The organism is Ramlibacter humi (genome assembly GCF_004681975.1).
Classification (GTDB): domain Bacteria; phylum Pseudomonadota; class Gammaproteobacteria; order Burkholderiales; family Burkholderiaceae_C; genus Ramlibacter; species Ramlibacter humi.
On record NZ_SMLK01000001.1, the window covers coordinates 785,182 to 804,556 of the forward strand.

Annotated in this window: 16 protein-coding genes and 1 tRNA gene; 5 read left to right on the forward strand and 12 right to left on the reverse strand. The window is 67.9% G+C overall.

Translation table 11 applies throughout. The features are described 5' to 3' along the window. Positions 1-2: 2 nt before the first annotated feature. The 9 genes from rbfA to EZ216_RS03625 form a co-directional block, all read right to left on the reverse strand. Positions 3-377 (reverse strand): 30S ribosome-binding factor RbfA, encoded by a 375-nt coding sequence (gene rbfA, locus EZ216_RS03585; RefSeq protein WP_135248193.1) that lies wholly within the window; start codon positions 375-377, stop codon positions 3-5. Positions 378-490: 113 nt separating this feature from the next. Then, positions 491-3,343: a translation initiation factor IF-2 gene (gene infB / locus EZ216_RS03590; RefSeq protein ID WP_135248194.1), complete on the reverse strand. Its 2,853-nt coding sequence runs from the start codon at positions 3,341-3,343 to the stop codon at positions 491-493. 20 nt (positions 3,344-3,363) lie between these two features. Further along, a complete protein-coding gene (nusA, locus tag EZ216_RS03595; protein ID WP_135248195.1) occupies positions 3,364-4,860 on the reverse strand; it encodes a transcription termination factor NusA in 1,497 nt (498 codons plus the stop codon). Continuing rightward, positions 4,857-5,456: a ribosome maturation factor RimP gene (gene rimP, locus EZ216_RS03600; protein ID WP_135248196.1), complete on the reverse strand. Its 600-nt coding sequence runs from the start codon at positions 5,454-5,456 to the stop codon at positions 4,857-4,859. The genes nusA and rimP overlap by 4 nt, the downstream gene beginning before the upstream one ends. Before the next feature lie 124 nt (positions 5,457-5,580). Then, positions 5,581-6,000 carry an alternative ribosome rescue aminoacyl-tRNA hydrolase ArfB gene (arfB, locus tag EZ216_RS03605; RefSeq protein ID WP_135248197.1) on the reverse strand — a complete coding sequence of 140 codons (420 nt, stop codon included), beginning with the start codon at positions 5,998-6,000 and terminating at the stop codon, positions 5,581-5,583. Between the two features lie 2 nt (positions 6,001-6,002). Next, positions 6,003-7,649: an ABC transporter ATP-binding protein gene (locus tag EZ216_RS03610; RefSeq protein ID WP_167772817.1), complete on the reverse strand. Its 1,647-nt coding sequence runs from the start codon at positions 7,647-7,649 to the stop codon at positions 6,003-6,005. Next, on the reverse strand, positions 7,646-8,674 hold the full coding sequence (locus EZ216_RS03615; protein WP_439126709.1) for an ABC transporter permease: 1,029 nt from the start codon (positions 8,672-8,674) through the stop codon (positions 7,646-7,648). The genes EZ216_RS03610 and EZ216_RS03615 overlap by 4 nt, the downstream gene beginning before the upstream one ends. 175 nt (positions 8,675-8,849) lie before the next feature. Next, entirely contained in the window at positions 8,850-9,884 is a 1,035-nt protein-coding gene (locus EZ216_RS03620; RefSeq protein ID WP_135248198.1) for a microcin C ABC transporter permease YejB, read from the reverse strand. A 13-nt stretch (positions 9,885-9,897) separates the two neighbouring features. Further along, positions 9,898-11,706 (reverse strand): extracellular solute-binding protein, encoded by a 1,809-nt coding sequence (locus EZ216_RS03625; protein ID WP_135248199.1) that lies wholly within the window; start codon positions 11,704-11,706, stop codon positions 9,898-9,900. Positions 11,707-11,744: 38 nt separating this feature from the next. Between EZ216_RS03625 and fabI the strand changes: the two genes are divergently transcribed. Then, on the forward strand, positions 11,745-12,527 hold the full coding sequence (gene fabI, locus EZ216_RS03630; protein ID WP_135248200.1) for an enoyl-ACP reductase FabI: 783 nt from the start codon (positions 11,745-11,747) through the stop codon (positions 12,525-12,527). Positions 12,528-12,625: 98 nt separating this feature from the next. Here fabI and EZ216_RS03635 read toward each other — a convergent pair whose 3' ends face one another. Then, the gene (locus EZ216_RS03635; protein ID WP_135248201.1) at positions 12,626-13,816 is read right to left on the reverse strand and encodes an MFS transporter; all 1,191 of its coding nucleotides are present in this window, start codon (positions 13,814-13,816) and stop codon (positions 12,626-12,628) included. Between the two features lie 37 nt (positions 13,817-13,853). Further along, the gene (locus EZ216_RS03640) at positions 13,854-16,124 is read right to left on the reverse strand and encodes an arginine/lysine/ornithine decarboxylase (protein ID WP_135248202.1); all 2,271 of its coding nucleotides are present in this window, start codon (positions 16,122-16,124) and stop codon (positions 13,854-13,856) included. 122 nt (positions 16,125-16,246) lie between these two features. On the opposite strand from EZ216_RS03640, the gene EZ216_RS03645 reads away from it, so the two are divergent. The 4 genes from EZ216_RS03645 to EZ216_RS03660 all read left to right on the forward strand — a co-directional run bounded on the left by EZ216_RS03645 (position 16,247) and on the right by EZ216_RS03660 (position 19,228). Further along, positions 16,247-16,672, forward strand: coding sequence for an NfeD family protein (locus EZ216_RS03645; RefSeq protein WP_135248203.1), 426 nt, complete (start codon positions 16,247-16,249; stop codon positions 16,670-16,672). A 21-nt stretch (positions 16,673-16,693) separates the two neighbouring features. Next, positions 16,694-17,623 carry an SPFH domain-containing protein gene (locus tag EZ216_RS03650; protein ID WP_135248204.1) on the forward strand — a complete coding sequence of 310 codons (930 nt, stop codon included), beginning with the start codon at positions 16,694-16,696 and terminating at the stop codon, positions 17,621-17,623. A gap of 150 nt (positions 17,624-17,773) precedes the next feature. Further along, complete coding sequence (locus tag EZ216_RS03655; protein ID WP_167772818.1) at positions 17,774-18,847, forward strand: MerR family transcriptional regulator; 1,074 nt, start codon at positions 17,774-17,776, stop codon at positions 18,845-18,847. Positions 18,848-18,865: 18 nt separating this feature from the next. After that, positions 18,866-19,228 carry a hypothetical protein gene (locus EZ216_RS03660; protein ID WP_135248206.1) on the forward strand — a complete coding sequence of 121 codons (363 nt, stop codon included), beginning with the start codon at positions 18,866-18,868 and terminating at the stop codon, positions 19,226-19,228. A 56-nt stretch (positions 19,229-19,284) separates the two neighbouring features. Here the strand turns inward: EZ216_RS03660 and EZ216_RS03665 are convergent. Continuing rightward, positions 19,285-19,375: transfer RNA gene (locus EZ216_RS03665), tRNA-Ser, on the reverse strand.

Consider the following 19,375-nt stretch of genomic DNA (forward strand, 5'->3'; position numbering starts at 1 on the left):
CTTCAGCCCTGGCCGTCCGTGTCTTTGGAACGGGAAGCGACGGCGCGCGCGATCAGCGCGTTCATGTCGGCCGCGCGCTCGGTGGTGCGGTCGAAATGGAAGTGCAGCGTCGGCACGGTGTGGATGTGCAGCCGCTTGAACAGGCCGTTGCGCAGGAAGCCCGCCGCGTGGTTGAGGGCCTCCTCGCATTCCTGCGGGTCACCCACCAGCACGCTGAAGAACACCTGCGCATGCGCGTAGTCCGGCGTCACCTCGACCGAGCTGATCGTGACCATGCCCAGCCGGGGGTCCTTGACCTCGCGGATCAGCTCCGCCAGGTCGCGCTGGACCTGGTCGGCGACCTGGTAGCTGCGGTTGGGCTTGGTCTGCTTCTTCATGACTGCTTCGCTTGCGGCCCGCATGACTTCGACGCTGCGCGTCTCAACGACGAATGACGAATGACCGGTCATTTGTCATCGACGTGCGCAGCACGAGGTCATCCGTCATCGCGTCACAACGTTCGGGCCACTTCCTTCACCTCGAAGAACTCGAGCTGGTCGCCTTCCTTGATGTCGTTGTAGTTCTTCAGCTTCACGCCGCACTCGAAGCCTTCCTTGACCTCGCGCACGTCGTCCTTCATCCGCTTGAGCGATTCCAGCTCGCCCGTGTAGATGACGACGTTGTCGCGCAGCAGGCGGAAGTGCGCCGAACGCGTGACCAGGCCGGACGTGACGTAGCAGCCCGCCACCGTGCCGATCTTGGAAGCCACGAACACCGTGCGGATCTCGGCCGAGCCGATGACTTCTTCGCGCTTCTCCGGCGCCAGCATCCCCGACATGGCGGCCTTCAGCTCGTCGACCGCGTCGTAGATGATGTTGTAGTAGCGCAGGTCGATGCCGTTGCCCTCGGCCAGCTTGCGCGCGCCGGCGTCGGCGCGCACGTTGAAGCCGATGATCACCGCCTTGGAGGCGATGGCCAGGTTGACGTCCGACTCGCTGATGCCGCCCACGCCGGCGTACACCAGCTGCACGCGCACTTCCTCGGTCGTCAGCTTCAGCAGCGACTGCGACAGCGCTTCTTGCGAACCCTGCACGTCGGCCTTGACGATGATGGGCAGCGTCTTGACGTCGCCGGCGGCCATGTTCTCGAACATGTTCTCCAGCTTCGCCGCCTGCTGCTTGGCCAGCTTGGTGTTGCGGAACTTGCCGGCGCGGTAGGTGGCGATCTCGCGCGCGCGGCGCTCGTCGGTCATCACCATGAAGTCGTCGCCGGCTTGCGGCACTTCGGTCAGGCCCTGGATCTCCACCGGGATGGAGGGACCGGCCGACTTCACCGTCCTGCCGTTCTCGTCCAGCATGGCGCGCACGCGGCCGTAGGTCTGGCCCGCCAGCACGACGTCGCCCACCTTCAGCGTGCCCGAGAGCACCAGCACCGTGGCCACCGGGCCGCGGCCCTTGTCCAGCTGCGCTTCGATGACCTGGCCCTTGGCGGCGGCATCCACCGGCGCCTTCAGCTCCAGCACTTCGGCCTGCAGCAGCACCTGCTCCAGCAGGTCGTCGACGCCCTGGCCGGTGAGGGCCGAGACGTTGACGAACGGCGAGTCGCCGCCGTATTCCTCGGGCACCACTTCCTCGGCCACCAGCTCCTGCTTCACGCGGTCGGGGTTGGCACCGGCCTTGTCGATCTTGTTGACCGCGACCACGATCGGGACGCCCGCCGCCTTGGCGTGCTTCACCGCTTCCTTGGTCTGCGGCATCACGCCGTCGTCGGCCGCCACCACCAGGATGACGATGTCGGTGGCGTTGGCACCGCGGGCACGCATGGCCGTGAAGGCCTCGTGGCCCGGGGTGTCCAGGAACGAGATGACGCCGCGCGGCGTTTCGACGTGATACGCGCCGATGTGCTGCGTGATGCCGCCGGCTTCGCCCGCCGCCACCTTGGCCCGGCGGATGTAGTCCAGCAGCGAAGTCTTGCCGTGGTCGACGTGGCCCATGACGGTGACCACCGGGGCGCGCGGCAGGGCTTCGCCTTCCGCGGCGGCCGTGTCCTCGTCGGTGAAGGCTTCCGGGTCGTCCAGGGCGGCAACCACCGCCTTGTGGCCCATTTCCTCGACCACGATCATGGCCGTGTCCTGGTCCAGAGGCTGGTTGATGGTGACCATCTGGCCCATCTTCATCAGCGCCTTGATCACTTCCGAAGCCTTGATCGCCATCTTGTGCGCCAGCTCGGCGACGGTGATCGTCTCCGGCACGTGCACTTCGATGACGCGCTGCTCCTGCGGTTCCTGCTGGCGCGAGTCGTCGCGCTGGTCGCGGTCATTGCCGCGGCGGCCGCGCGGGCCCCCGCGCCAGTTGTTGCGGCCCACGCCGCCCGACGCGTCGCCGCGGGTCGGCAGGGGCTTCTTCTTGGACGGGTCGGCGGCCCAGCTGGACGACAGCTTGGCCGACTTGACTTCCTTGCCGGAGCCGGGCGCCGCGGGGGCGGAACCGGGCGCGGCGCGGCCGGTGGTGGCCGGCTTGTGCAGCGTGCCCTTGGCACCGGGCTTGGCGGCGTCGCCGGGCTTGGCGACCGGCTTGGCTTCCTCGGGCTTCTTGGCGACCAGCACCTTCTTGGGCGCAGCCATCATGGCGCGGATGGCCTCGGCCTCGGCCAGCGCCTTGCGGCGGCGGTCTTCCAGGTCCTTGGCGCGGGCAGCTTCCTCGTCGGCGCGGGCCTTGGATTCGGCTTCGGCGCGCGCGCGGGCTTCCGCGGCGGCGGCGGCACGGGCGGCGGCGGCTTCGGCGGCGCCTGCGCTGGCTTCGGCCTGCGCGTTGGCGACCGCGGCCTTCTTCTGTTCTTCGGCGGCCGCGTACGCGGCGGCACGCTCCTCGGCTTCGCGTTCGCGCTTTTCCTGCTCTTCGCGCAGGCGGCGCTTCTCGGCCAGGTCTTCTTCCTGGCGGCGGATCAGTTCGGCCTGGCGGCGCGCCTCTTCCTCGCGGCGGGACAGCTCGGCATCGTCCACATGCGGCGCGGCGTCGCGGACCTCGGGCTCGGGCGCCTCGACGACGGCGGTGTCGCCGCCTTCATCGCGCTTGACGAAGGTGCGCTTCTTGCGCACTTCCACCTGGATGGTGCGCGCCTTGCCGCTGGCGTCGGCCTGCTTGATCTCGCTGGTGCTCTTCTTGACCAGGGTGATCTTCTTGCGCTCGGGCGAAGCAGTGCCGTGGCTGGCCTGCAGGTAGCCGAGCAGCTTCTGCTTGTCGGCGTCGGACAGCGCGTCGGTCGGCGCGGACTTGGCCACGCCGGCGCTGCGCAATTGCTCAAGCAGCGTCTGGGGTGATTTCTTGAGTTCGCTCGCGAACTCGGCGACGGTCGTACTGGACATATGTTCTGGACCCCTCCATCTCACTCATGGGCTGCCGCCGCACCGGAGAACCAGTGCTCGCGCGCCTTCAGGATCAGGGCTTTGGCCTCGTCCGCGGACTGGCCGGTGATCTCGGTCAACTCGTCGACGGCCAGGTCGGCCAGCTCGTCGCGGGTCTGCACGCCGGCCTCGGCCAGCTTGGAGATGAGCGCGGGGTTCAGGCCGTCGAGGTCGCGCAGGTCCTGCGAGACTTCCTCGACGCTTTCCTCGCGTGCGATCTCCATGGTCAGCAGCGCGTCCTTGGCGCGGGCGCGCAGCTCGTTGACGGTGTCCTCGTCGAAGGATTCGATCTCCAGCATCTCCTGGATCGGCACGTAGGCCACTTCCTCCAGGCTGGTGAACCCCTCGGAGATCAGGATGTCGGCGATCTCCTCGTCGACGTCCAGCTTCTCCATGAACAGCGAACGCAGCGTGGTCTGCTCCTCGGCCTGCTTCTGGGCCGATTCGTTGGCGTCCATGATGTTGATCTTCCAGCCGGTCAGCTCGGAAGCCAGGCGCACGTTCTGGCCGCCGCGGCCAATGGCGATGGCGAGGTTCTCCTCGTCCACCACCACGTCCATGGCGTGCTTCTCCTCGTCCACCACGATGGACGTGACGTTGGCCGGTGCCAGCGCGCCGATGACGAACTGCGCCGGGTCCTCGGACCACAGCACGATGTCCACGCGCTCGCCGGCGAGTTCGTTGGTCACCGCGTTCACGCGCGTGCCGCGCACGCCCACACAGGTGCCGATGGGGTCCACGCGCTTGTCGTGCGACAGCACGGCGATCTTGGCGCGCGAACCCGGGTCGCGGGCGCAGCTCTTGATCTCCAGCAGGCCCTGCTCGATCTCGGGCACTTCCTGGCGGAACAGCTCGATCATGAACTCGGGCGCCGCGCGCGACAGGATGATGGGCGCGCCGCGCAGCGTCAGGTCCACTTCCATGATCATGGCGCGGACGCGGTCGCCGTTGCGCAGGTTCTCCTTGGGGATCATCTCGCCGCGGCGGAGGCGCCCTTCGACGCGCCCGCTCTCCACGATGATGTCGCCCTTGTCCATGCGCTTGACGGTGCCCACGAAGATCTTGTCGCCGCGCGACATGAAGTCGTTCAGCAGCATCTCGCGCTCGGCGTCGCGGATCTTCTGCAGGATGACCTGCTTGGCGGCCATGGCGCCGATGCGGCCGATGGGCAGCGAGTCCACCGGCTCCTCGATGTAGTCGCCCTCGTCGACGTCGGCCACGCGGTCGCGGGCGTCCATCAGCAGCTCCTCGGCGTCGGGGTTCTGCAGGCCCTGGCTGTCGGGCACGACCAGCCAGCGGCGGAAGGTCTCGTAGTTGCCCGAATCGCGGTCGATGGCCACGCGGATGTCCACCTCGCCCTCGTAGAGCTTCTTGGTGGCCTGGGCCAGCGCCGATTCCACGGCGCCGAACACGACGTCGCGCTCGACGTTCTTCTCGCGCGAGATCGCCTCGACCAGCATCAACAGTTCACGGTTCATTTCTCTGCTCCACCAACCGCCTCGGGCTGCGCCCCCGGCCGGGCCTTGCGGCCCTTGAAATCCACCACCGGCGCGAGACGCGCCTCCTTCAATTCGTCCAGCGTGAAGCCCAGCACCTGCAACGGCGCGGCTTCCCGCTTCCTGCTCACCTTCTGGCCCGGCTTGGCGGCCGGCTCGTCGGTCCACACGACCTGCCAGCCGGCTCCGGCCCCTTCGGCCTTCTCCAGCCGGCCGCGGAACTTGCGCCGGTTGGCCGCCACCAGTCCCGCGCCCGCGGCGCCCACCGGCGCCTTGAGCGTCACGTCGACCACTTCGCCGGCGAACCGCTCGAAGTCGCGTTCCGTGCGCAACGGGCGGTCCAGCCCCGGCGACGACACTTCCAGCCGCTTGTAGTCGATGCCTTCGACTTCCAGCGCGTACTGGAGTTGCCGCGTGACCTTCTCGCAGTCCTCGACGTTCACGAACGTCTCCGGCGTGCCCGGCTGCCAGGGCAGGTCGATGGTCACGCGCAGCAGGCCGCCGGCGGAGCGTTCGATCTCCACCAGCTCGTAGCCCAGGCCCGTCACGGTCTGCCCGGCGATGTCCTGCAACGCCACTTCTTCTGTTTCCCCAACTTTTCGCGCGCCCAAAAAAAACGGGCGGTGAGTACCCGCCCGGCTTGGTCGTGAAGCAAAGATTGTACCGCGCGCAGCGGGTTTTCGCAACTGTTTGGGGGGCGATTCAGTCGTCCGGGTCGCGGCCCGAGCGCCTGAGCTTGATGTCCGCCCGGCGCCGCTTGTCGGCCAAGCGCCTGACCTTTTCCCCAAATGGGGTCTTGGTCGGCTTGCGCAAGCGCGGCGGTTCGGCCACGGCGTCCACCGCCTCCTGGAGCCGGTCCCAGGCCTCCTGGCGGTTGAGCTCCTGCGTGCGGTGCTGCTGAGCCTTGATCACCAGCACGCCAGACCGGGTGATGCGCTGGTCCTGCGAAGCCAGCAGCCGGGCCTTGTGCTCGGCCGGCAGCGACGAGCCCCGGATGTCGTAGCGCAGGTGGATCGCGCTGGCGACCTTGTTGACGTTCTGGCCACCGGCGCCCTGGGAGCGCACGGCGGTGATTTCCACCTCGCCGGGCGGGATGCTCGTCCGCCGCGGGCGCAGCGACATGCTCACGCCGCGGCGGCGACCAGGGCGCGCGTGTAGTCGTGCGACGGCCTGCCCAGCACCTGCTCCACCGGGCCGGCTTCCAGCACTTGCCCTTCCTTCATGACCAGCACCTCGTGCGCCATGGCGCGCACCACGTCCACGTCGTGCGTGATCAGCAGGTAGGCCAGCCCCTTTTCGCGCTGCAGCCGTTGCAGCAGGGCCAGCACCTGTTTCTGGATGGTGACGTCCAGCGCGCTGGTGGGCTCGTCCAGCACCAGCAGCGAAGGGCCGACGATCAGGGCCCGCGCGATGGCCAGCCGCTGCCGCTGGCCGCCGGAAAACTCGTGCGGATAACGGTCCAGCAGGCCGGGGAACTGCTCTTCGCCGAGGCCCACGTCCGCCAACGCTGCCAGCACGCGCCGGCGGCGATCGGTGGCGGGCAGTCCAGGCTCGTGCACCAGCAGTCCCTCGCCGACGATCTCCTCCACCGTCATGCGCGGCGACAGCGACGAATACGGATCCTGGAACACCACCTGCACCTGCCGCCGCAATGGCCGGTTGGCAGCCGTGCCGCGCCGCCACCGGCCGCCTGCCACGTCCAGTCCACCGGCGTGCGGAAGCAAGCCCAGCGCCGCCAAGGCCAGGGTGGACTTGCCCGAACCCGACTCGCCCACCACGCCGAGCGTGCGCCCGGGCGCGACCTGGAAGCTGGCACCCTGCACCGCCACGAATTCCCCGCGCCGGAACCAGCCACGGAAGCCGGGGATGGGCACCGGATACGCCACACGCACCGCGTCGCCCCGGAGGATGGGGGCGCCTTGCGACGGCGCTTCGCTCACCCCGCGCTCCGGCCTGCTGCCGATCAGCTTGCGCGTGTACGCGTGGCCAGGGTGCTCGAACACCGCCCTCACCTCGCCTTCCTCGACCAGCACGCCGTTCTCCATCACCGCCACCCGGTCGGCGAAGCGCCGCACCATGTTCAGGTCATGCGTGATCAGCAGCACCGCCATGCCGGTCTGGCGCTGCAGGTCGGCCAGCAGGTTCAGGATCTGCACCCGCAGCGTGACGTCCAGCGCGGTGGTGGGCTCGTCGGCCAGCAGCAGCCGCGGGCGCGATGCCAGCGCCATCGCGATCATGGCGCGCTGCCGTTGCCCGCCCGACAACTGGTGCGGGAAGGCCTGGGCCCGCCGTCCGGGCTCGGGGATGCCAGTGGCCGCGAGAGCTTGGATGGCAGCGGCCCAGGCCTGCCGGCGCGACAGGCCCTGCTTCAGCTCCAGCACCTCCGCCACCTGGTCGCCCACGGTGTACAGCGGGTTCAGCGCCGTCATCGGCTCCTGGAAGATCATCGCGATGTCACCGCCGCGCACGCGCAGCAGCTCGCGTTCGGGCAGCGACAACAGGTCCACCCGGTGGCCGGTGGCGCCCTTCGGCGGTTCCAGCAGCGCGGCGCCCGTCACCTGCGCGCCCTGCACCAGCCCCAGAAGCGACAGTGCCGTCACCGTCTTGCCGGAGCCGGACTCGCCCACCAGCGCCAGCTTCTCGCCCGCGCGGATGCTGAAGTCCACCCCGTGCACCACCTCCTTGCCGCCGAACGCGACGCGCAGGCCGCGAACGTCCAGCAGCGGCTTCTCCTTCATGAAGGCCTGCGTGAGGCCGGCGTCGAAGCTCATGCCGGCCCCGCCTTGCGCGGATCGAGCGCGTCGCGCAGCGCGTCGCCCATGAACGTCAGCAGCAGCAGCGTGACGACGAGCACGGCGAAGGTGGACAGCGAGATCCACCACGCGTCCAGGTTGGCCTTGCCCTGGCTCAGCAGCTCGCCGAGCGAAGGCGTGCCAGGCGGCACGCCCAGGCCCAGGAAATCCAGCGAGGTCAACGCCAGGATGGCGGCGCTCATGCGGAACGGCAGGAAGGTCACCACCGGCGTCATGCTGTTGGGCAGGATGTGCCGCCACATGATGCGAACGTTGCCCACGCCCAGCGCCCGCGCGGCGCGCACGTAGTCCATCTGCCGATTGCGCAGGAACTCCGCCCGCACGTAGTCGGACAGCCCCATCCAGCCGAACAGCGACAGCAGCACCAGCAGCAGCGCCACGCTGGGCGCGAACACGGCGGAGAAGATGATCAGCAGGTACAGCTCCGGCATCGAGGACCAGATCTCGATCAGGCGCTGGAACGTGAGGTCGGTGCGGCCGCCGAAGTACCCCTGGATGGCGCCGGTGACCACGCCCAGCACCACGCCGATGACCGTCAGCGCCAGGCCGAACAGCACGCTGACGCGGAAGCCGTAGATCAACTGCGCCAGCAGGTCGCGCCCACGGTCGTCGGTGCCGAAGACGTTCTCGCCCGAAGGTGCCGCCGGGTTCGGCTGGCTGGCGAAGTAGTTCAGCGTCCGCGGGCCGTAGCGGTTGGGCGGATAGAGCGCCCAGTTGCCGCCCTGCGAAAGCTTCTTCGTGATGAACGGGTCCAGGTAGTCGGTGGGCGTGGGGAAGTCGCCGCCGAAGGCGGTCTCGGGGTAGTCGCGCACCAGCGGGAAGTACAGCTGGCCTTCGTAGCGAACCACCAGCGGCTTGTCGTTGGAGATCACCTCGGCGAACAGGCTCACCACCACCAGCATCGAGAAGACCACCAGGCTGACGAAGCCGATGCGGTTGCGCCGGAAGCGCTGCCAGGCACGGCGACCGGGGGAAACCGACACCCCGCCCGGAATTGACACCCCGCCCGGGATGGGTGCCTCACCCGTGATGGATGCCCCACCCGGAATGGATTCCCCACCCGCTCGGCCTGAGCTTGTCGAAGCCTGTCCTGAGCCTGTCGAAGCGGCCTCGGCCGGGCCTTCGACAAGCTCAGGCCGAACGGGAATTGCGTTGCCCTCAGTCGAACTTGACACGCGGGTCCACCAGAACGTACGAGAGATCGCTGATCAATTTCGTGACCAACCCGATCAGCGTGAAGAGGTACAGCGTGCCGAGCACCACCGGGTAATCGCGGCGGATCACGCTTTCGTAGCTGAGCAGCCCCAGGCCGTCCAGCGAGAACAGCGTCTCGATCAGCAGCGAGCCGGTGAAGAACGCGCCGATGAAGGCTGCCGGAAAGCCCGTGATGATCGGGATCAGCGCGTTGCGGAACACGTGCTTCCAGAGCACGCGCCCTTCGTCCAGCCCCTTGGCGCGCGCCGTCAGCACGTATTGCTTGCGGATCTCTTCCAGGAAGGCGTTCTTGGTCAGCATGGCCGTGATGGCGAAGCTGCCGAACACCATCGCGGTGACCGGCAGCACGATGTGCCACAGATAGTCCACCACCTTGCCGCCCAGGCTGAGCTGCTCCCAGTTGGACGACGTCAGCCCGCGCAGCGGGAACCACTGCAGCTGGCCGCCGAACACCACCAGCAGCGCCACGCCCAGCACGAACCCCGGGATGGCGTAGCCCACCAACACGAACAGCGTGGAGACGAAATCGAACCGGGTGCCCGCGCGCACCGCCTTGGCCACCCCCAGCGGCACCGCTATCAGGTAGCTGAGAAAAAACGTCCACAGCCCCAGGCTGACCGACACCGGCAGCTTTTCCTTCACCAGCTCCCACACGTCCTTGTGCTGGTAGAAGCTCTGGCCCAGGTCGAAGCGCGCGAACTGCCCCAGCATCTGCAGGAAGCGCTCGTGAGCCGGCTTGTCGAAGCCGTACAGCTTGCGGATCTCCGCGATCTGCTGCTCGTCGATGCCCTGCCGGCCGCGGTAGCCGGCGCCCGGGGACGCGGCGCGCTCGCCGCCGGAATCGCGGCCCTGCAGCTGCGCCACCATCTGCTCCACCGGCCCGCCGGGCACGAACTGCACGATGGCGAAAGTGACCAGCAGCACCCCCAGCAGCGTGGGGATCATCAGCAGCAGGCGCTTGAGGATGTAGGCGGCCATGTCTGTCGGTCCTTCAGCGATTCTCCGGCGAGGCCCACCAGGTGGACATCGCCCACGGGTCGACGTCGTAGTAAGGCGGCGTTACCGCCGGCAGCACGAAGCGGCGAGGCCGGTAGCCCACCAGGAAGTTGTCGCTGTAGTACTGCGGTACCGAGTAGTAGCCGTGGCCCAGCACGCGGTCCAGCGCGCGCATGGCGGTGTTGAGCTCGGGCCGGCTGCGGGCCGACACCACTTTCTGCAGCAGCGCATCCACCGCCGGGTCGGCGATGCCCCAGATGTTGGCCGAACCCGGCGTGGCAGCCGCCTTGGAGCCGAAGCGCTCCATCAGGTCGCTTCCGGGTGTCAGCGAAGCAGGGATGCGGACCGAGGTCATCTCGAAATCGAACGCGTCCATCTTCTGCTTCGACAGCGAATAGTCCACGGACCGGTAGACGAACTGGATGCCCAGCTTCTCCAGCGATTTCTGGAACGGCGCGACGATGCGCACGATGGAAGGCTGGTCGTTCAGGAACTCGATCACGAAGGGTTCGCCTTGCGCGTTGCGCAGCGCGCCATCGCGGTAGGTCCAGCCCGCGTCCTTCAACAGCTGTTGCGCCCGGCGCAGGTTCTCGCGCAGGCTGTTGGGCGGCGCGGTGCTGGAAGGCTGCGCCGCGGGGCCGAACACCTCGGGCCGCAGCTTGCCGCGCAGTGGCTCCAGCAGCGCCAGCTCGTCGGGCTTGGGCAGGCCCTCGGCGTGGAAGTCGCTGTTCGGGAAATAGCCCTGCACGCGCTTGTACAGGCCGTAGAACAGCTGCCGGTTCATCCATTCGAAGTCGACCGCCAGGCCGATGGCCTGCCGCACCCGCGGGTCCCGGAACTTGGGCTTGCGCAGGTTGAAGACGTAGCCCTGGAAGTCGCCCGGGTTGCGGTTGGTGAAGGTGCCCTTCTTCAGCTCGCCGCTGTCGAACTGCTTGCCCTTGTACTGCCGGGCCCAGTTGCGCGAGATGAACTCGCGCATGAAGTCGAACTCGCCCGCCTTCAGGCCTTCGAAGCGAGAGGTTTCGTCCAGGTAGATCTTGAAGGTGATGCGGTCGAAGTTGAACTGGCCGCGCCGCACCGGCAGGTCGCGCGCCCAGTAGTTCGGGTCGCGCGTGTAGGTGATGTCGCGCCCACCCAGACGCGGGTTGGCGATGCGGTACGGTCCCGAGCCGATGGGGATCTCGGACACCACCTGGTCAAACGGCTTGCCGGCCCCCCAGTCGCGGCTGAACACCGCCATGGAGCCGGCGATGAGCGGCAGTTCCGGGTTGGGCGACGCGAAGTCGAAGCGCACGGTGCGCTCGTTCACCGCCACGGCCTGCTTCACTTCCGCGTAGATGGTGTGGAACTGCGGCGCGGCCTGCGGGCTCTTGAGCGTGTTCAGCGAATGCACCACGTCCGCCGCCAGCACCGGCTTGCCGTGGTGGAAGCGCGCCTCGGGCCGCAGGCGGAAGGTGGCCGACAGGCCGTCCGGCGCCACGTCCACGTCTTCCGCCAGCAGGCCGTAGGCCGTGGCCGGCTCATCCAGGTCGCCCGTCAGCAGGCTGTCGAACATCAGCGCGTCGATGGCGTGCGGGGGCGTGCCCTTGAGCGTGAACGGGTTGAACTTGTCGAAGTTGGTGTTCCGCGTGGGCGGCACCATGCGAATCTCGCCGCCCTTGGGCGCGGCCGGATTGACGTAGTCGAAGTGGGTGAAGCCCGGCGGGTATTTCACGTCGCCGAACTGGGCGTACGCATGGGCTGCCCAACTGGGCGCGGCGGCTGCCGTCAACGCGATCACCAGCGGAAGAACCCAACCTCGCATGCGACAATTCTGCCCAGATTCCGCACACGAAAAGACGCATGGGCTTCCTCACCGGCAAGAAATTCCTGATCACGGGCGTGCTGTCCAACCGCTCCATCGCCTACGGCATCGCCCGCGCCTGCCACGCGCAAGGCGCGGAGCTGGCCTTCAGCTACGTGGGCGAGCGGTTCAAGGACCGCATCACCGAATTCGCCGCGGAGTTCGGCTCCAAGCTGGTGTTCGACTGCGACGTGGGCGACGACGCCCAGATCGCCAAGCTGTTCGCGGACCTGGGCGCGCATTGGCCCAAGTTCGACGGCTTCGTGCACGCCATCGGCTACGCGCCGCGCGAAGCCATCGCCGGCGACTTCCTCGACGGGCTGTCGCGCGAAGGCTTCAAGATCGCGCACGACATCAGCGCCTACAGCTTCCCGGCCATGGCCAAGGCGGCGCTGCCCATGCTCAACGACAAGTCGGCGCTGCTCACCCTCACCTACCTGGGGGCCATCCGCACGGTCCCCAACTACAACACCATGGGCCTGGCCAAGGCTTCGCTGGAAGCTTCGGTGCGTTACCTGGCCGAGTCGCTGGGTCCCAAGGGCATCCGCGTCAACGGCATCAGCGCCGGTCCCATCAAGACGCTGGCGGCCAGCGGCATCAAGGGCTTCGGCAAGATCCTGTCGGTGGTGGCGGACACCTCGCCCATCCGCCGCAACGTGACCATCGAGGACGTCGGCAACGTCGCCGCGTTCCTGCTGTCCGACCTGGCCGGTGGCGTCAGCGCCGAGATCACCTACGTGGACGGCGGCTTCAGCCAGGTGGTCGGCGGCATCGCCGAGTGAAGATGTCATTGCGGGCTTGACCCGCAATCCGTCACCGAGCCATCGCGCCCTAGCCACCTTCCGGAGGTGGATGCCGGGTCAAGCCCGGCATGACAGGCCTACTTCTCGTCCGGCAGGAAGTTGACGATCGTCGCCGTCACGGCGGCGATGGCGGCCAGCACCATCAGCAGCGTGGTGAACCCCACGCCCTTGACCACCGGGCCCAGCGCCCACACCGCCACCGAGCTGATGCCCAGGCCCACGGCCAGGCGCATGCCGGCCACGCGCGAGCGCAGGCGGTCATCCACGTAGCGCACGATCATCGCGTCGGTGAACGGGATGGCGCCGAAGATCGACACCATCACGCCCGTCAGCGCGGCGAAAAGCAGCCAGCCCTGCGAATGAGCCGCGATCAGCAGCAGCGGAATCTGCAGCAGCGCCACCCCCACGTACAGCGGCCGCAGCGCGTAGCGGTCGATCAGCCGGCCCACGATCACCTGCGCCAGGGAGGCGATGGCGTAGACGATGGCCAGCAGCGTGCCCAGCATCGCGGGGTCTTCCACCACGCCGCGAAAGCGCTCGGCCATCAGCTGCGTGTTGGCGTTGGTGGTCATGTTGAAGAGGATGCCGCCGGTGGCCGCCGCCGTGGTCATGACGAGGAACGCGCGCGCCAGCTGCGCCTGCGACAGCGTGACCCTGGCCTTGCTCGTGCGCTTGTGCGGCGGCTCGGTCTCGCGCGGGCACAGCCACGCGAACGCCAGGCCGCAGCCGATCGACACCAGCCCCGGCACCACGAACGCCACGCGCCAGCCCGCCCACTTCACCAGATAGCCGGTGACCAGCGCGGCGACCGCGATGCCCAGGTTGCCGGACAGCCCGTTCAGGCCGATGGTGGCGCCGGGGTTGCGTGCCTGCTGCACCAGCATCGGGATGCCCACCGGGTGGTAGATGGAAGCGAAGGTGCCCAGCAACGTCAGCACGGCGGCGAGTTGCCACCTGTTCTGCGTGACCGCGACCAGCAGCGCCGACACGCCCATGCCGAAGAAGAACACCAGCATCATCTGGCGCCGGCCCCACAGGTCGCCCAGCCGGCCGGCGGGGATGGACCCCAGGCCGAACATCACGAAGGCGCCGACGCCCACCGGCATCAGGTCTTCCCAGCGCGCCGCGCCGAACTCCGTGGCCATCGCCGCCACCGCGGTGGCGAAGATGAGCAGGAACATGTGGTCGATGGCGTGCGCGATGTTCAGCAGCCAGGGCACGACGGCCGGTGTCGCCTGCGCAGGCAGCGCGCTGGAAGGAACGCTCATTGTCCTGGGCCCCCGCCTTCGCGAGGATGACGCCACTTCATGGCGTCACCTTCACGCAGTCGGCGAAGTAGCGCGGGCGGCCGTCCGGGCCGACCTCTTCCACCAGGCCGTGGATGTCGGTCTCGAAGCCCGGGCAGATGGCGCTGAACTCACGCGAGAACTTCAGGTAGTCGACGATCTTCTTGTTGAACACCTCGCCCGGGATCAGCAGCGGGATACCCGGCGGGTACGGCGTCACCAGGGACGTCGTGATGCGGCCTTCCAGGTGGTCGATCTCCACCCGCTCGGTCTTCTTGTGGGCGATGTGCGCGTAGGCGTCGCTGGGCTTCATCGCGGGCTTGAGGTCCGACAGGTACATGTCGGTGGTCAGGCGCGCGATGTCGTAGCGGGCGTACAGCTCGTGCACGTGCTGGCACAGGTCGGCCAGGCCCATGCGCTCGTAGCGCGGGTACTGGGCGCAGAACTCCGGCAGGATGCGCCACATCGGCTGGTTGCGCGCGTAGTCGTCCTTGAACTGCTGCAGCGCCGTCAGCAGCGTGTTCCAACGGCCCTTGGTGATGCCGATGGTGAACATGATGAAGAACGAGTACAGGCCGGTCTTCTCCACGATGATGCCGTGCTCCGCCAGGAAGCGCGTGACGATGGAAGCCGGGATGCCGGTCTTGGCGAACTTGCCGTTCAGGTCCAGGCCGGGCGTGACCACGGTGGACTTGATCGGGTCCAGCATGTTGAAGCCTTCGGCCAGGTTGCCGAAGCCGTGCCACTTGGCCGTGCGGGCCTCGCCCTTGATGATCCAGTCGTCGGCCCGGCCGATGCCCTCCTCGGCCAGCTTGTCCGGGCCCCAGACCTTGAACCACCAGTCCTTGCCGTACTCCTGGTCGACCTTGCGCATGGCGCGCCGGAAGTCCAGCGCTTCCATGATGGATTCCTCCACCAGCGCCGTGCCGCCGGGCGGCTCCATCATCGCGGCGGCCACGTCGCAGCTGGCGATGATGGAGTACTGCGGGCTGGTCGAGGTGTGCATCAGGAACGCCTCGTTGAACAGGTGGCGGTCCAGCTTGTTCTCGCTGGCGTCCTGCACCAGCACGTGGCTGGCCTGGCTGATGCCGGCCAGCAGCTTGTGGATGGACTGCGTGGCGTAGGTGATGGACTTCTGCGGCCGCGCGCGCTTCTTGCCCATGGCGTGGAAGCTGCCGTAGAACGGGTGGAAGGCCGCGTGCGGCAGCCAGGCTTCGTCGAAGTGCAGCGCCTCGACGTAGCCGTCCAGCTGCTTCTTGATGGTCTCGGTGTTGTACAGGACGCCGTCGTACGTGCTCTGGGTCAGCGTCACGATGCGCGGCTTGCAGGTTTCCGGGTCGACGTGGGCCAGCAGCGGGTTGGCCTTGATCTTGGCCTTGATGGCTTCCGGCGAGAACTCGGCCTGCGGGATAGGCCCGATGATGCCGAAGTGGTTGCGCGTCGGCTTCAGGAACACGGGGATGGCCCCGGTCATGATGATCGAGTGCAGGATGGACTTGTGGCAGTTGCGGTCCACCACCACCACGTCGCCGGGCGCCACTTCGTGGTGCCAGACCATCTTGTTGGACGTGCTGGTGCCGTTGGTGACGAAGAAGCAGTGGTCGGCGTTGAAGATGCGCGCCGCGTTGCGCTCGCTGGCCGCTACCGGGCCGGTGTGGTCCAGCAGCTGGCCCAGCTCGTCCACCGCGTTGCAGACGTCGGCGCGCAGCATGTTCTCGCCGAAGAACTGGTGGAACATCTGGCCGATGGGGCTCTTCAGGAAGGCCACGCCGCCCGAATGGCCCGGGCAGTGCCACGAGTACGAGCCGTCTTCCGCGTAGTCCAGCAGCGCCTTGAAGAACGGCGGCTGGATGCCCTCAAGGTATGACTTGGCTTCCCGGATGATGTGACGCGCCATGAACTCCGGCGTGTCTTCGTACATGTGGATGAAGCCGTGCAGCTCGCGCAGGATGTCGTTGGGCAGGTGCTGCGACGTCTTGGTCTCGCCGTACACGTAGAGCGGCACGTCGGGGTTCTTGCGCCGCACCTCGTTGATGAAGTTGCGCAGGTTCAGCACCGCCGGGTCCAGGTCCGGCCCGGGGGTGAATTCCTCGTCGTCGATGGACAGGATGAAGGCGCTGGCCCGGCTCTGCTGCTGCGCGAACTGCGCCAGGTCGCCGTAGCTGGTGACCCCCAGCACCTCCATGCCTTCGGCCTCGATGGCTTGGGCCAGCGCGCGGATGCCCAGGCCGGAAGTGTTCTCCGACCGGTAGTCTTCGTCGATGATGACGATGGGAAAGCGGAATTTCATGCGGGTGGATGGTTGGCGGCGGGCCGGAAAGGCAAGCCGCGAAGTGTATGAAATCGCGGTGACGCCGGTGCGTCCCGCGCATCGCCCACAATGGCTGGGCTGAGAACGAAGGAGGGACAGCGATGGCGCAATCGACGCTTTGGTGGCTGCTGGCCGGCGCGGCCGTGGCCGTGGAACTGGCAACAGGGACTTTCTATTTACTGATGCTGGCCCTGGGCCTGGCCGCCGGCGCGCTGGCCGCCCATGCGGGCGCTGACACCACCGTGCAGCTGGTCACCGCCGCCCTGGTGGGTGGCGGGGCCGTGGGCGGCTGGCACTGGTCGCGGGGCCGGCGCCCCGCCGGACCGCCCGCCGCGGCCAACCCCGACGTGAACCTGGATGTGGGCGAAATCGTCCACGTCGAAGCCTGGGACCCGGAAGGCTCGGCCCAGGTGCGCTACCGCGGCGCCACCTGGACCGTCACCGCCGCGCCCGGCAGCACCCTGCAGCCGGGCCGCCACCGGGTGCGGGAAGTCGTGGGCAACCGTCTTGTCGTTGAAAAGGCCTGAGGGGCCGAGGAGGAGAAAACCATGTACATCGCGCTGATCCTGCTGGTGGTGGCGATCGTGTTCGTCATCCGCACGCTGAAGGTGGTGCCGCAGCAGCACGCCTGGGTAGTGGAGCGGCTGGGCAAGTACGACGCCACGCTGACCCCGGGCCTGAACTTCATCGTGCCCTTCATCGACAAGGTGGCCTACCGGCACAGCCTGAAGGAGATTCCGCTGGACGTGCCCAGCCAGGTCTGCATCACCCGCGACAACACCCAGCTGCAGGTGGACGGCATCCTGTACTTCCAGGTCACCGACCCGATGCGCGCCAGCTACGGCAGCTCCAACTACATCGTGGCCGTCACCCAGCTGGCCCAGACCTCGCTGCGCAGCGTCATCGGCAAGCTGGAGCTGGACAAGACCTTCGAGGAGCGCGACATGATCAACGCCGCCGTGGTCCAGGCCATCGACGAGGCGGCGCTGAACTGGGGCGTGAAGGTGCTGCGCTACGAGATCAAGGACCTGACGCCGCCAGCCGAGATCCTGCGCGCGATGCAGGCCCAGATCACCGCGGAGCGGGAAAAGCGGGCCCTGATCGCCGCCTCCGAAGGCCGCCGGCAGGAGCAGATCAACATCGCCACGGGTGAACGCGAGGCCTTCATCGCCCGCTCCGAAGGCGAGAAGCAGGCCGAGATCAATCAGGCGCAGGGCCAGGCGGCCGCCATCCTGGCGGTGGCCGAAGCCAAGGCCGAGGCCATTCGCAAGGTGGCCGCGGCGATCCAGCAGCCCGGTGGCGAACAGGCGGTGCAGTTGGAGGTCGCCGAGAAGGCGGTGGACGCGTTCCGCAACGTGGCCAACGAGGCGCAGACCACGCTGATCGTGCCGGGCAACATGAGCGAGATCTCGGGACTGATCGCGGCGTCGATGCGGATGATCCAGGCAGGAAGGCCCTCGGACCATCTGTCCAAGTGACTGTCTAGACAGCTGTCCAGCTATCTGTCTAATCGACCTCCCATGAATTAGACAGAGATTGGGTAGGTATGTATCCGTCCTGCAACATTTGTCTTGCTGAGTGTCTAGGAATCATCGATACTGTCCAAACACTCTTGGACAGAGATCGACGTGCTCACCAGCAAAGACGTTCTGGACCGGACGGGGATTTCCCGGGCGACCCTGAACAACTACATCCAGGCCGGGCTGCTGCCCCGGCCGGAGGTGCTGCCGCCGAACCCTGAGGACGGTGCCGCTCCGCGCATCGGCTACTTCCCCGACGACACCGTCGAACGCATCGAAACCATCCAGCGGCTCAAGCGCGAGGGCTGGAGCATCGCCCGCATCGCGGCGCAGTTCGAAAGCGGTGGCTCGATCCCGCCGGCGGCCCCGGGCGTGCGCCCTGCCCCGGCTCCCGCGCCTGGATCCGCCACCTCGCCCGTCCCACCGGCGGTCGTGGTCCGGCCCGAAGGGCTCCCAACCGCCCCCGCCCGCCGCTTCCCGGCCCCGCGCCTGACACCCGTCGCCGTGCTCGTCAGCACGCTGCAGGACGCCGGCGAGTTGTGGCTGCAACTGCCCGCCGGCGAATACTTCGAACTGGTCAACGAGATCTGGCTGTCGCTGGACCGCATCTTCACGAACCATGGCGGCCGCCACGGCCGGCATCCGGGCGAAGGCATGGTCTGCCACTTCCTGCCCCAGCCGCCCGGCAACTACCTGTGGAACGCACTGGCCGCCGCGCAGTCGGCCCGCGAAGCCATGCGCCAGATCAACAGCCGCTGGCAGGCTCGCAAGGGCTGGGACTTCGAGCTGTGCATGAACACCGGCGTGGACGAAGGCCAGGACTGGCTGGGCGTGCTGCGGCTGGTGGAGCCGCCCGAGCTGACGGTGGTGGGCGGTGCGGCCGACCATGCCGGCCAACTGTCGCGCGCCGCTCGCGAAGGCGGCATCTGGGTGACGCGCAACCTGGTGGGCAAGCTCTCCGCCGAGGAGCGCGCCCGCCTCTCCTACGGGGTGCCGCGCGCCGGCAAGCCTTCCGCCCGCCCCGTGCTGTCCAGCTTTTCGCGCCTGGCCGACCTGGCCGGGCTGCAGCCCCACTCGCCCCTGGTCCCGCCCGCCGCGGCGGACCTGCCCGTCACCGAACTGCTGGACCTCAACGGTGGCCCGGCATCGACCGATCCCATGTCCGGCCCGCCGCCGGCCTGAGCACAGAGAGGAACGACCATGCGTTGGTTCAAGCCGAATCTGCGAAACAGCCTCCACGCGATCTTTAGCGCGGGCCTCGGCCAGGCACGGCCGGAAGAAGCCGAATCCGCCTTCACCATCGAGGACATCCGCCAGCGGATGCTGCAGCTGGTGCCGCCGGACACCGATGGCGACGAGCGCACGGCGGTGGTCGCCCGGCGCCTCCGCTACGCCGACCAGGTGGAGTCCCTGTGGTTCATGCGCGGCGAGCTGATGGCGGTGCTGGCGCGCACGCGGGGCGAGGCGGCGGCGCTGGAAGCGATCTCGGGCGTGAGCGACATGTTCGACAACCTGCTGCCCGAAGGGCTGCGCTCGCGTCCGAGCCCGCTGGGGAAGAGCTGAGCCATTCTTCCCGGCCGGAAAGCAAAAGGCCCGCTGACGCGGGCCTTTTCTTGTCCTGGCGGAGAGGGCGGGATTCGAACCCGCGGTGGGCTATTAACCCACACACGCTTTCCAGGCGTGCGACTTAAACCGCTCATCCACCTCTCC